The 13,825-nt window shown below is 29.6% G+C and carries 8 protein-coding genes and 3 tRNA genes; 5 read left to right on the top strand and 6 right to left on the bottom strand.

Annotated elements, in window-relative coordinates; translation table 11 throughout:
* Positions 1-10 precede the first annotated feature (10 nt).
* On the bottom strand, positions 11-2,740 hold the full coding sequence (gene ppdK / locus PHEL85_RS05465; protein WP_036822096.1) for a pyruvate, phosphate dikinase: 2,730 nt from the start codon (positions 2,738-2,740) through the stop codon (positions 11-13).
* Between the two features lie 208 nt (positions 2,741-2,948).
* Here ppdK and PHEL85_RS05470 point away from each other — a divergent pair, with 208 nt between their 5' ends.
* The 3 genes from PHEL85_RS05470 (at position 2,949) to PHEL85_RS05480 (ending at position 7,640) form a co-directional block, all read left to right on the top strand.
* Positions 2,949-3,743, top strand: a complete 795-nt coding sequence (locus PHEL85_RS05470; protein WP_036822100.1) for a pentapeptide repeat-containing protein — start codon at positions 2,949-2,951, stop codon at positions 3,741-3,743.
* Positions 3,744-4,003: 260 nt separating this feature from the next.
* Positions 4,004-5,773, top strand: a complete 1,770-nt coding sequence (locus tag PHEL85_RS05475; RefSeq protein WP_036822102.1) for an AMP-dependent synthetase/ligase — start codon at positions 4,004-4,006, stop codon at positions 5,771-5,773.
* A 91-nt stretch (positions 5,774-5,864) separates the two neighbouring features.
* Complete coding sequence (locus PHEL85_RS05480) at positions 5,865-7,640, top strand: AMP-dependent synthetase/ligase (RefSeq protein ID WP_036822105.1); 1,776 nt, start codon at positions 5,865-5,867, stop codon at positions 7,638-7,640.
* A 314-nt stretch (positions 7,641-7,954) separates the two neighbouring features.
* On the opposite strand, the gene PHEL85_RS05485 is transcribed toward PHEL85_RS05480, so the two are convergent.
* The 4 genes from PHEL85_RS05485 to PHEL85_RS05500 form a co-directional block, all read right to left on the bottom strand.
* Positions 7,955-8,028: transfer RNA gene (locus PHEL85_RS05485), tRNA-Arg, on the bottom strand.
* A 30-nt stretch (positions 8,029-8,058) separates the two neighbouring features.
* Positions 8,059-8,133 (bottom strand) — tRNA-Pro (locus tag PHEL85_RS05490).
* Between the two features lie 16 nt (positions 8,134-8,149).
* Positions 8,150-8,231, bottom strand: a tRNA-Ser gene (locus PHEL85_RS05495).
* 103 nt (positions 8,232-8,334) lie between these two features.
* On the bottom strand, positions 8,335-10,398 hold the full coding sequence (locus tag PHEL85_RS05500) for an HD family phosphohydrolase (protein WP_036822107.1): 2,064 nt from the start codon (positions 10,396-10,398) through the stop codon (positions 8,335-8,337).
* A 136-nt stretch (positions 10,399-10,534) separates the two neighbouring features.
* Here PHEL85_RS05500 and PHEL85_RS05505 point away from each other — a divergent pair, with 136 nt between their 5' ends.
* On the top strand, positions 10,535-11,710 hold the full coding sequence (locus PHEL85_RS05505; protein ID WP_036822109.1) for an acetyl-CoA C-acyltransferase: 1,176 nt from the start codon (positions 10,535-10,537) through the stop codon (positions 11,708-11,710).
* A 15-nt stretch (positions 11,711-11,725) separates the two neighbouring features.
* Complete coding sequence (locus PHEL85_RS05510) at positions 11,726-12,496, top strand: C40 family peptidase (protein ID WP_036822111.1); 771 nt, start codon at positions 11,726-11,728, stop codon at positions 12,494-12,496.
* A 71-nt stretch (positions 12,497-12,567) separates the two neighbouring features.
* Here the strand turns inward: PHEL85_RS05510 and PHEL85_RS05515 are convergent, their stop codons facing one another.
* Complete coding sequence (locus PHEL85_RS05515) at positions 12,568-13,812, bottom strand: tetratricopeptide repeat protein (RefSeq protein ID WP_036822114.1); 1,245 nt, start codon at positions 13,810-13,812, stop codon at positions 12,568-12,570.
* Positions 13,813-13,825: the final 13 nt, after the last annotated feature.

The raw sequence follows: 13,825 nt of genomic DNA on the forward strand, positions 1-13,825 counted from the left end.
TATGGAAGTTTTACTTAATTGATTTAATGGTTGCTTGTGCAGAAACTAATCTTGCAATTGGCACTCTGTAAGGAGAACAACTTACATAATCCATACCTACACCGTAACAAAATTCTACAGAACTTGGTTCACCTCCGTGTTCGCCACAGATTCCAACTTTTAAATTTGGTTTGGTACTTCTACCTCTTTCTGTACCTATAACTATTAATTGCCCTACTCCTTCTTGATCTAATACTTCAAAAGGATCAACTTTTAAAATTCCTTTTTCTAAGTAAGTTGGTAAAAATTTACCTGCGTCATCTCTAGAATATCCAAATGTCATTTGAGTTAAATCGTTTGTACCAAAAGAGAAGAAATCTGCTTTTTCTGCTATTTTATCTGCCATTAAAGCTGCTCTAGGAATTTCTATCATTGTACCAACTAAATACTCTACAGTGTCATTTCTTTCTTCAAAAATAGCTGCAGCTGTTGTTCTAATGATTTTTTCTTGAAACTCAAATTCTTTTACAGTACCAATTAATGGAACCATAATTTCTGGTTTACAAACAATACCTCTAGCCTTTAAGTTTAATGCTGCTTCTATAATTGCGTGCGTTTGCATTTCTGTAATTTCTGGATAGGTATTACCTAATCTACAACCTCTATGACCTAACATAGGATTGAACTCTTCTAATTCAGCTACTTTATTTTTAACAGCTTGTAAAGAAATATGCATTTCTTCTGCCAAATCTTTTTGTGTAGCTAATTGATGAGGAACAAACTCATGTAAAGGCGGATCTAGTAAACGAATTGTTACTGCAAAGCCTTCCATTGCTTCAAAAATCCCTTCAAAATCTTCACGTTGCATTGGTAATAAATCTTTTAAAGCTTGTTTTCTACCTTTTACAGTTTCAGCAAGAATCATTTCACGCATTGCTTTAATTCTGTCTAATTCAAAAAACATATGCTCTGTTCTTGTTAATCCAATTCCTTGTGCACCAAAACTTCGTGCAATTTTTGCATCTTTAGGACTATCTGCATTTGTTCTAACTTTCATTACAGCGTATTTATCTGAAAGCTTCATCAACTCTGCAAATTCACCACTTAATTCTGGTTCCATTGTAGCAACTTTTCCTTCAATAATATTACCTGTAGAACCGTTTAAAGAAATCCAATCTCCTTCATGATATTCATTACCATCAACCTTTAATGTTCTTGTTTTATAGTTTATTTTTAAAGCTCCAGCACCAGAAATACAACATTTTCCCATTCCACGTGCAACAACTGCAGCATGAGATGTCATTCCTCCTCTTGCAGTTAAAATACCTTTAGCAATATTCATTCCTTCTAAATCTTCTGGAGAAGTTTCTATTCTTACTAAAATACTGCTCTTATATTTATTTGCTTCATCAGCAAAAAATACAATTTTACCTGTAGCAGCACCAGGAGAAGCTGGTAAACCTTGTGCAATAACATTTGCTTTTTTTAATGCTTTAGAATCAAATATTGGATGTAATAATTCATCTAATTTATTTGGCTCTACTAATAATAAGGCTTCTTTTTCATCAATCATGCCTTCTTTTAATAAATCCATTGCAATTTTTACCATTGCAGCACCAGTACGCTTACCATTTCTGGTTTGTAAAATCCAAAGTTTTCCATCTTGCATGGTAAACTCCATATCTTGCATATCTCTATAATGCTTTTCTAATTTATTTTGATAAGTATTTAATTTATTAAAAATTGATGGCATTAACTCTTCTAAAGAAGGATAATTTTCTATTCTATCTTCTTCTTCTACTTTTGCTAATTCTGCCCAACGTTCAGAACCCAATTTTGTAATTTGTTGTGGAGTTCTTACACCAGCAACTACATCTTCTCCTTGTGCATTAATTAAATATTCTCCATTAAAAACATTTTCTCCTGTACCTGCATCACGTGTAAAACAAACCCCTGTTCCAGAATTGTCTCCCATGTTACCATACACCATTGCTTGTACATTTACTGCTGTTCCCCAGTCTGCAGGATAACCATGCATGTTTCTATAATAAACTGCTCTATCACCATTCCAACTATTAAAAACAGCAATAATTGCTCCCCAAAGTTGATCCCAAGGGTTTGTAGGAAAATCGTGACCAGTTCTTTTCTTAACTGCATCTTTAAAATCGAATACTAAATCTTTTAAATCTTGAATGGTAAATTCTGTATCTAATTCAATTCCTCTTTTTTCTTTTAAGTTCTCCATTATTTCTTCAAAAGGATCTATATCTTCTTTTGAAGCTGGTTTCATACCTAAAACTACACCACCATACATTTGAATAAAACGACGATAAGAATCCCAAGCAAATTGATCATTATTCGTTTTCTTAGCTAAACCAAGAACTACCTCATCATTCATTCCTAAATTTAAAACTGTATCCATCATTCCAGGCATAGAAACTCTTGCTCCAGAACGTACAGAAACTAAAAGCGGATTTACTTTATCTCCGAATTTTGTTCCCATTAAATTTTCTATATTTTCGATAGATTCTTCTACCTCTCTTTTGATTAGATTTACTGCAGTTTCTTTACCTAAAGAGTTATATTCTGTACAAACTTCTGTTGTAATTGTAAATCCTGGAGGAACTGGAATTCCGATAGAACTCATTTCTGCTAAATTAGCTCCTTTACCTCCTAACAAGTTTTTCATTGTGCTGTTTCCATCAGCTTTTTTATCCCCAAATTTATACACACGGGGTTTTACTTCTTGTAATACTTCCATAATATGTTTATTTAAAAATTTAAAAATATTGCTTAAAAATAAGCCTCTCTAAAAATAACATTTAAATTGGAATTTAAATCTGATAAAAGTCATAAAATGAACGTTTTATACCAAAATACCGAAACTATTTTATACAAAAAACAGGTAAAGTGTCACAACTTAAAAATAGATATGTCATTATTATGTAAACGAATTAAAAACTTATAAAATGAAAAATAAAATTACACTATTAGCTTTCAGCTTATTTTTAATATCTACTGTTGCTTTTACTCAAAAAAAAGTTGAAGCTTCAAATATTATGAAAGATATAAAAGCAGGTAAATCGATTTCTATTAAGAACGCTACAATTGTTGGTGTTTTAGATTTTACTTATATGGATGATGCTTTAGAGAAACTTCCTAGAAGGAAAAAAAATGGTTGGTTTAATTGGAGTTCTGGTAACTCTTCAAACGAAATCAAGAAAATGATTGACGTATCTATTTCTTTTACAAACTGTACTTTTAAAGATGATGTTTTAGCATATATCCCAGATGAGGCATCTGGATATACATTTACTGCAAGTTTTGAAGATATTGCTATTTTTAAAGATTGTAATTTTGAGCGAAAAGCAATGTTTAAATACTCTCGATTTGAAAGAAATTCTGATTTTTCTGGTTCTTCTTTTGATGATGATAGCACTTTTAAATATGCAAAATTTGATAAGAACATCAATTTTGAAAACACAACTTTTGATGAAATTGCTACTTTTAAATATGCAAAATTTAATTATAACGTAAGTTTCTCTAATGCAACATTTAAAGACACTGCAACATTTAAGTATACTAATTTTTCTGAAGGTGTTTCTTTTAAAAACGCCAACTTTGAAGAAGACTTAAATATTAAATACATGAAAGTATCTGGAGACTTTAATATTTCTAACATGAAAGTAGCCTATGAAATTGATTCTAAGTACACTAAAATTAACGGAAAAAGTTTCAGTAAGTATTTAATTGATGAAAAATAGGTATTAACACCTATTTTCAAACCCCAAATAAATTATAACTTGCAACAATATTGGAAAAGTTAGATTAGGGGCTAACTATTACCAAACTTGGCTAGCTTCTTTATTAATGGAGCTAGCTTTCATTTTCCCCCCTCAACAACATAAAATATTTCCCCAGATCAATCCTATTGATCTTATTAGAAAAAGGTTAGCTTAAATGCTAGCCTTTTTAAATTTATACAAAAATCTTTATTCTTATATTGTAAAATAATTTCACAAATATGTCAAACCAAATAACTCGACTTTTTGATTTCCCTTATTATCAGTTAGAAAACAATGCTCAAGAAAAATGTTTCAATTTTAAAAAAAATAATATTTGGTATGCTATTTCTTCACAAGAATATATTAATTCTTCTAACAAAGTTAGTTCTTCTCTATTACAACTAGGTGTAAAACCAAATGATAAAATCGCAGTAATTACAGAAAACAACAATCCTAATTGGCATATTTTAGATATTGGAATTTTACAAATTGGCGCTCAAAACATTCCTTTATACGCTACACTTTCTGAAAAAGATTATGAATATATTTTAAATCATTCTGACTCAAAATACTGCTTTGTCTCTAATAATGAAATCTATAATAAAGTAAAATCTGTTGCTTCAAAAACACAACTAAAGAATATTTTTTCTTTGGAAGAAATAAAAACTGATTACGGTTGGAATGAATTCTTACGATTAGGTGAAGATGAAAATTTTGATTCTAGAATTGAAGACTTAAAAAAGAATATAAAACCAGAAAATTTAGCAACTATTATATACACTTCAGGAACTACAGGTACTCCAAAAGGTGTAATGTTAAGTCATAAAAATATAATTACTGCTGTATTTAGCGCCAAAGAATCATTACCTCCAATTCGTCAAAAAACAATTCGAGTAATTAGTTATTTACCTGTTTGCCATATTTATGAAAGAGCATCTACTTATTTCAATCAATATAATAGTGCAGAAATTTATTTTGCAGAAAGTTTAGAGAAAATCGGAGATAATATTAGAGAAGTAAAACCTCATTTCTTAGGAGTAGTTCCAAGATTATTAGAAAAAATATTTGATAAAATTGTAGATAAAGGAAGTAATTTAAAAGGAATAAAAAGATCTCTTTTCTTTTGGGCTATTCAACTAGGAGAGAAATATGAGCCTTATCAAAAAAATGGCTTTTGGTATCATTTTAAACTAAAAATTGCCAATAAGCTTATTTTTTCTAAATGGAGAAATGCTTTAGGTGGTAATTTACAATACATGGTTTCTGGAAGCGCTCCTTTGCAAACAAGATTAATTCGAATTTTCACAGCTGCCGAAATTCCAATTTTTGAAGGTTATGGAATGACAGAATCTTCTCCTTCTGGCACTATTAATGACATGAGAAATCATAATTTTAAAATTGGTACAGTTGGTAAACCTGTAAAAGGTGTAGAAATTAAGATTGCAAATGATGGTGAAATTTTAATGAAAGGAGACAATATTATGTTAGGGTATTATAAAAACCCAGAAATGACAGGCAAAACAATCATCAATGGTTTTTTACATACAGGTGATATTGGTGAAATTGATGCAAATGGTTTTTTAAAAATTACTGATAGAAAAAAAGAAATATTTAAAACTTCTGGCGGTAAATATATTGCACCTGCAGCTTTAGAAAGTGAATTTAAACAATCTCGTTTTATAGAACAAATTATGGTGATTGGTGAAGGAGAAAAAATGCCTGCAGCCTTAATTCAGTTAAACTTTGATTTTGTTTATGAATGGGCAAAAAGACATCAACATAAAATCCCTGAAATTACTTCTGATAAAAGACTAATAAATAGAATTCAAAAAGAAATTGATTTTTACAATAAAAGGTTCGGAAAATGGGAACAAATAAAAAAGTTTGAAATTACTCCAGATGCATGGACTATTGACGATGGACACCTAACTCCGACAATGAAAATGCGTAGAAAAATTATTTTAAAAAAATATCAAAACCTTTATCATAAAATATATAATACACTATAAAATTTAAATTATTCTTAATAAAAAACTCTTATAGTAAGTATTTGTTAAATCAATGTAAAATTCCTATTTTGCCTTCCTCAAACAAAAACACATGGCAGTAGAAATTACTAGGTTATTTGATTTTCCATATTATCAATTAGAAAACTATAGTTTAGAGAAAGCATTTATATCAAAAGCTAGTGGTACTTGGCAATCAATTACTACTCAAGAATATATAAATCAGGCGAATCAAATTAGTAGAGGTTTAATTAAATTAGGTATAAATCCGAATGATAAAATTGCTGTCATTTCTTCTACTAACAGAACAGAATGGAATATTTGTGATATTGGAATTTTGCAAACAGGAGCACAAAATGTTCCTATTTATCCTACAATTTCTTCAGAAGATTATGAATATGTTTTAAATCATTCAGAATCTATCTATTGTATTGTTTCAGATAAAGAAGTTCTTGATAAAGTTAACGCTATAAAAAAGAATACTCTATTAAAAGATGTTTTTACTTTTGATGATATTAAAGGTGAAAAAAGCTGGAAAGAAATTTTAGAATTAGGAAAAGACGAGAGTACTCAAAATATTGTAGAAGACAGAAAAAATAATGTAAAAGAAGGTGATTTAGCCACCTTAATATATACTTCTGGAACAACAGGAAGACCAAAAGGTGTGATGCTTTCTCATAAAAACATCGTTACAAATGTTTTAAATTCTGAGAAACGTGTTCCTTTAGATTATGGAAACTCCAAAGGATTAAGTTTTTTGCCTATTTGTCACATTTTTGAACGCATGATTTTATATCTATATCAATACTGTGGTGTTTCTATATACTTTGCAGAATCTATAGAAAAGCTTTCTGAAAATGCCCAAGAAATTAAACCCCAAGTAATGACTGCTGTACCTCGTTTGTACGAGAAAATTTATGACAAAATTATTTTAAAAGGTGAAACTTTAACTGGTGTTAAAAAAGGATTATTCTTTTGGGCAGTAAATTTAGGCTTAAGATATGAACCTAATGGAGCTAATGGCTGGTGGTATGAAAAACAATTAGGTTTAGCAAGAAAATTAATTTTCTCAAAATGGCAAGCTGCTTTGGGAGGAGAATTAAAACTGATGGTTTCTGGTAGTGCAGCGTTACAACCTAGATTAACTAGAGTTTTTGCAGCTGCAGGAATGCCAATTATGGAGGGTTATGGATTAACAGAAACATCCCCAGTTATTTCAGTAAACGATCAAAGAGAAAAAGGTTTTAAAATTGGTACTGTTGGTAAAGTAATTGATGATGTTGAAGTAAAAATTATAGAAACTGGAGAAATTATAGTAAAAGGACCTAATGTAATGTTAGGCTATTATAAAGATCCAGAAAGAACTGCCAATGTTTTAAAAGATGGTTATTTTTATACAGGAGATAAAGGAGAATTTGACAACGAAGGTTTCTTAAAAATTACTGGAAGAACAAAAGAAATGTTTAAAACTTCTGGCGGTAAATATGTTGTACCACCATTATTAGAAGGAGAATTAAAACAATCTTTATTTATAGAACAAGTAATGGTTATTGGTGAAGGAGAAAAAATGCCTGCAGCATTTATTCAACCAAATTTTGAATTTATGAAAGAATGGATTCATCATAAGCATTTAGATATTGGCACTTCAAATAAAGAAATAATTGCTTCAGATATTGTAAAAAATCGTATTCAAGAAGAAGTAGATAAGTGTAATAAAAACTTTGGAAAATGGGAGCAAATAAAACGTTTTGAACTTACTCCAGATGTTTGGTCTTTAGAAGATGGACACTTAACTCCAACAATGAAAATGAAACGGAAAGTTATTAAAGAAATATATAAAGATTTATACGATAAAATATATAGTAAATAATCTTTATTCTTTAAGCAAATTATAAAAAGTAGCTTAGGTTTTAAATTGATAAAACCTACGCTACTTTTTTGTGCTTAATTTACATTTTAAACAACAAAAAACCTTACTATTTCTAGTAAGGTTTAAGTGAGCCCTAAAGGATTCGAACCTAACCTTATTACGCATTTATTTACAGTGTTTTACATTTAAAATATTTTAATGTAACCTTTAAATTATTAGAATGTTTTTTACTCAAAAAGTGAGATTTACAAAATTTGGTATAAAATAAAAGTTTCTAAAAACAAAAAACCACACTAAAAATAGTGTGGTTTAAGTGAGCCCTAAAGGATTCGAACCTTTGACCGCCTCCTTAGAAGGGAGGTGCTCTATCCAGCTGAGCTAAGAGCCCGTAGTTTTAAAGTTGCTACGTACAACTGTGTCGGGGTGGCAGGATTCGAACCTGCGACCTCCTCGTCCCAAACGAGGCGCGATGACCGGGCTACGCTACACCCCGAATGCAATTTTGTTAGCGGAGAGACAGGGACTCGAACCCTGGCGACCCTAAGGTCGACAGATTAGCAATCTGCTGCATTACCACTCTGCCATCTCTCCTTTCGACTTCAAACAAATGCTTGAAACAAAAATTGCGAGTGCAAATTTAAGACTAGATTTACAATATAACAAGACTTTTTGAACTTTTTTTTACTTATTTTTTTTACTCAGGATATTCTATTCTAAGATGATAAATATTCATTAGTTTTTTCTTAATAACTTTCTTTATAATTTCAATTTCTCGGAAAGTAATATCTGAATTTAAAAACTGATTATCAGCCATTTGTTTATCCATTATTTTATCAATTAAATTACTAATTGATAATGCTGTTGGTTTTTTCAAACTTTTTGATGCTGCTTCTGCTGCATCACACATCATTAAAATTGCTGTCTCTTTTGAAAAAGGAATTGGACCTTGATATTGAAATTTCTTAATATCTACCTCTGTCCCTGGATTTAATTCTTTCTCTTTTATATAAAAATAGTATGTTAAACTTGTACCATGATGTGTTCTAATAAAGTCGATAATTCTATCTGGTAAATTATTTTTTTTTGCTAACTCTACTCCTTTTATAACATGATCTGTAATTATCTTAGAACTATCTCTTGGTGATAAATCATTATGGGGGTTTACACCGGTAGATTGATTTTCTGTAAAATACATAGGATTCAACATTTTACCTATATCATGATACAAAGCGCCAGTTCTAACTAACATAGAATTAGCACCAATTTCATTTGCTGCTGCTTCTGCTAAATTAGCTACTTGCATCGAATGCTGAAATGTTCCAGGAGCTTTCTCATTTAGTTCTCTTAAAAGCTTTGTATTTGTATTAGAAAGCTCGAGTAAAGTTACATCAGAAACTAAACCAAAAATTTTCTCATACATATAAATAATTATTATCGATAAAAAGGATAGTAAACCATTTGCTGCAAAAAGCATAAAATAGGTCCAATTTATTTGAGATGCATTTCCTTCCTTTATAATTGAGAAAGCAAAATATGTTAACATATAAATTAGTGTTATTTGAGCTACCGAAATAAATAAAGTTGCTCTTTTATATAATTCTGAAACAGTAAGAATCGTTACAATACCTGCTATAATATGCAAATAAATAAACTCAAAACTATCTGGCACAATATACCCCAAGAGTAACACAGTTAAAACATGAGCAAACAAACCTAAACGTGCATCAAAAAAAGCTTTTAAAACTATTGGAAGTACACTTAATGGAACCACATATAAATAATCTGAATTGTACTTAATAACCAATGTTTGAATAAAAATCATTGAAAATACATTAAAGAAAATAAAAGTAACCTTGTTATTATTCTCATATATTTCTACTCTATATTTCTTTAAAAACAATAAAAGCATCAATAAAGCTAAAGACACCAAAATTGTATATCCTAGAATTATCCAATTATAATTGGATTCTGTCCAAACCTGAGATTCTGATTCACTTTTTAAAGAATTTAATATTGCTAGTTTTTTGCCTTCAACAATATCTCCTTTTAAAATAATTAATTTACCAGATTCTACTTTACCTTTGGTATAGGAAATACTGTTAATTTGATTATCAATTACCTTTTCTGTATAATCTTTATCAAAAGAAATATTTGGTTTTATAATTTCTGTCAATAACTCTAACATTATTTTTTTACCAAAAAGTGTTTCCTCTTTTTCTAAATTACTTCTTATAATTTCTAATACTTCTTTAGAAGTTAACAAGTTTTTAAAAACAAAATCTTCTACTTCATTCCCTTTTCTAATAGCAATAATTTCGTTTTTGTTAGAAATTATTTCTTGACTTACTACTTCTAAAAAACCTTTGTTATAGACTTTATTGATAACTTTTACACCTATTTCTGATAAGTTTTGAATCTGTTTTGCACTCAATGAGTCAGATTCTTTAATTAGAGAAATTTTTCTTTTATAATTTGCATTAACGCTATTTCCTACAGTTAAATTTTCAATAAAATAGGATTTCGAATTAACTTCAATTTCCTTTTTTTCTATAATAATTTCTTCTTCTGTTTTTTGAATAGCAAAATCAAAAGGCGCATATAAGTTATCATATTTCCATAGCTGACCATTACTAAAATCATATTTAAAATGACTTCCCTTTGGAAACAAATAAACAATTGCAACCGTGGTAACTAAAAACAAAATCACCTTATAAATAATGGTGTTATTTTGGTATAATTTATTAACTATATTACTCATACAATTTATCTTCTTACAACAAACTTACCATAAAAAATTCAACGTCAAAAATTCAAATTGAATAATAAAACTGAAATTGATTAAAAATAGTTAATTTAGCATAACAAATCTTACACAAAGTAAACTCTAAATATTTATGAAAGAAGTCGTAATTGTATCTGTAGCTAGGACTCCAATAGGAAGTTTTATGGGAAGTTTATCTACAATTCCTGCTCCAAAATTAGGCGCAATTGCCATAAAAGGAGCCTTAGAAAAAATAAACTTAGCCCCCAACTTAGTAGAAGAAGTTTTTATGGGAAATGTTGTTTCTGCTGGTTTAGGGCAAGCACCTGCAAGACAAGCAGCTATATTTGCAGGTATTCCTGATACTGTGCCTTGTACAACTGTAAATAAAGTATGTGCTTCTGGTATGAAATCTATCATGTTAGCTGCACAAACAATTGCTTTAGGTGATGCTGATATTATTGTTGCTGGTGGTATGGAAAACATGAGTTCTATTCCTCACTATCAAAATGCTAGAAAAGGATCTAAATTTGGACCAATAACTATGGAAGATGGGATGCAAAAAGATGGTTTAGTAGATGCTTATGACAAAGTTCCAATGGGAGTTTGTGCTGATGCTTGTGCTACTGAATATAGCTTCTCTAGAGAAGAACAAGATAGTTTTGCAATTCAATCTTATAATCGCTCTGCAAAAGCTTGGAATGATGGAAAATATGCTGATGAAATTGTACCTGTAGAGATTCCACAAAGACGTGGAGAACCAATTATTTTTTCTGAAGATGAAGAATACAAAAATGTAAAAATGGAGAAAATTCCGGCATTGAGAGCTGCATTCACAAAAGACGGAACTGTAACTGCTGCAAATGCTTCTACAATTAATGATGGTGGTGCAGCTTTAGTTTTAATGTCTTCGGAAAAAGCGAAAGAATTAAATATAAATCCTATTGCAAAAATAAGGAGTTTTGCTGATGCTGCTCATGAACCTAAATGGTTTACAACTGCGCCAGCAAAAGCATTACCTAAAGCTTTGGCAAAAGCAAATATTTCTATTGATGATGTAGATTATTTTGAACTAAATGAAGCGTTTTCTATTGTTGGTTTAGCTAATATGAAAATTTTAGGTATTACTGATGATAAAGTAAACGTTAATGGTGGTGCTGTTTCTTTAGGACATCCCTTAGGTGTTTCTGGAGCCAGAATTGTAATTGCATTAACATCAATCTTAAAACAAAACAACGCTAAAATTGGGGCAGCAGCTATTTGTAATGGAGGTGGTGGTGCAAGTGCTTTAGTTTTAGAAAGAAATTAACCTAAAACTTATAATTTGTTATACGGCATTTGTAATTTAAGCATTGTTCCTCTTAGAGCAACAACTTCAGACGCATCAGAAATGATAAGTCAAGTTTTGTTTGGTGAAACTTTTGAAGTTCTTGAAAGAGAAAAAGAATGGAGTAAAATTCGTTTGACTTTTGATAACTATGAAGGTTTTATTGATAACAAACAATACACAAAAATTACAGAAGATTTCTTTTCGAAATTAAAAAATGAAAAACAATATTTTTCAGGTGAAATAATTGATTTTATTACCAATGAAAAAAATGAGTTAACTACAATTCCTTTAGGTTCTAATTTGCCTTTTTACAACAATTGTAAATTACAAATTAATACACAAACTTATTTGTATGAAGGGTCAGTATTATCAGAAAAAAAATCTAAAAATGAAATTGCTCAAACTGCTTTCACCTATTTAAACGCTCCTTTTTTATGGGGAGGAAAAACTCCTTTTGGCATTGATTGTTCTGGCTTTACACAAATGGTATATAAACTTTGTGGATATAACCTTTTTAGGGACGCAAAAGAACAAGCTACACAAGGTGAAGTGTTAAGTTTTATTGAAGAAAGTGAAGCTGGTGATTTAGCCTTTTTTGATAATGAAGAAGGAGAAATTATACATGTAGGAATTATTTTAAAAGATTATCATATTATACATGCTCATGGTAAAGTAAGAATTGACACTTTAGATCACAGTGGAATATTTAATGCAGATATTCAAAAACATACGCATAAATTAAGGATTATTAAAAAAATGATTTAGTAATTAAAAAATAATGGTAAAAAAAATCCGAAACTAAAAGTTTCGGATTTTTTATTCTTAAAATATTCTATTTATTGACCTCTCATTTCTTTGAAAATAGGTCTTAAAGCATCTGCTTCAGATTCCATTTCTAATGTATCATAAATATTTAAAAGTGTACTTACTGTTCCTTCAGTTCTTTCAATCTGATCAGCTTGAATTATGTAAGGAAGCGCATCTTTACAAATGGTTTTTAATTTACCTTCTAATTCTGTATACTTTTTATCATTAGATAAATTTTCATTCATTTCTTCAATAACTGCAATTCGTTGATTTAAAATTGTAACACCTAAGTTTAAATAAGCATCTCCATATTTTGGATCTAACTCTATCGCTTTTTTATAAAAACCAATTGCCTCTTCAATTTTATCTTCACCAGCATTCACTACACCTAGGTTAAAAAATAAATTTGGGTTAGTAGGATCTATTTTTACAGCTTCTTCCATTAACTCACCAAATTTATCCATTCTTTCAAGCTTAATATACATTTGAGCTTGATTTAATAATAAATTAATATCTTTTGGGTTTGATTTTCTTGCTTCTTCTAAAGCTGCAATAGCTAATTCTGGTTTTCCTTGGTTTACATAGATATAACCAATATTTTTAATAATATCTGCTTGTTTAGACTCTGAAGTTTTTTCTGTTGGTTTTATATATTTACCAAACTTCACCATCGCGTCTCTATTCGTTTTTGTACCTAGATCTTCTTCTTTACCAGTTTCTTTATTCACAGCTAAATATTGAGTAACAATACCAGTATATTTAATTTCTTGCAATTCTTTATAAAGTTTTAAAGAAGTATCATAATCTTTACCTAAAGAAGAACTTATTGCTGCATTATATAAAAATGAAGTATCTGTAGGGCTTAATTTATAAGTCAAATAAAAATTATTAGTTGCTTGCTTATAATCCTTACTACCATATTGATCAATTGCTTTTTTAGAAACAAATTGAACAAGTTCACTTAATTTAGGCTCAGCAAGTTTTGTGTATTTAAGTTTACCAGATTCTTTTTCATAAGCAAATAACTTATTATATGCATCTGATGCTTTAGAAACATTAGATTTACCATATGCAGAACCTTTTAAAAATAAATACTTTGCCTTATATTTTGGGTCCATTGAATCCTCTGTACTTTCTAATACAGATAATGCAGCTTTTGCTTCTTTAAATAGACCTTTTTTTATTGCCTTTTCAGCAGCTTTTAGCTCGTTCTTTTGCGCAAAAGAGGCTATAGATAAAAAACCTACAGTAAGCGCTAATATTTGTTTTCTCATTGTACTAATTATT

The organism is Polaribacter sp. Hel1_85, from assembly GCF_000766795.1.
Lineage (GTDB): Bacteria > Bacteroidota > Bacteroidia > Flavobacteriales > Flavobacteriaceae > Polaribacter.

Excerpts from the sequence above, each read along its gene's own strand:
- ppdK (WP_036822096.1), bottom strand. The coding sequence starts at position 2,740 with ATGGAAGTATTACAAGAAGTAAAACCCCGTGTGTATAAATTTGGGGAT.
- PHEL85_RS05470 (WP_036822100.1), top strand. The coding sequence starts at position 2,949 with ATGAAAAATAAAATTACACTATTAGCTTTCAGCTTATTTTTAATATCT.
- PHEL85_RS05475 (WP_036822102.1), top strand. The coding sequence starts at position 4,004 with ATGTCAAACCAAATAACTCGACTTTTTGATTTCCCTTATTATCAGTTA.
- PHEL85_RS05480 (WP_036822105.1), top strand. The coding sequence starts at position 5,865 with ATGGCAGTAGAAATTACTAGGTTATTTGATTTTCCATATTATCAATTA.
- PHEL85_RS05500 (WP_036822107.1), bottom strand. The coding sequence starts at position 10,398 with ATGAGTAATATAGTTAATAAATTATACCAAAATAACACCATTATTTAT.
- PHEL85_RS05505 (WP_036822109.1), top strand. The coding sequence starts at position 10,535 with ATGAAAGAAGTCGTAATTGTATCTGTAGCTAGGACTCCAATAGGAAGT.
- PHEL85_RS05515 (WP_036822114.1), bottom strand. The coding sequence starts at position 13,812 with ATGAGAAAACAAATATTAGCGCTTACTGTAGGTTTTTTATCTATAGCC.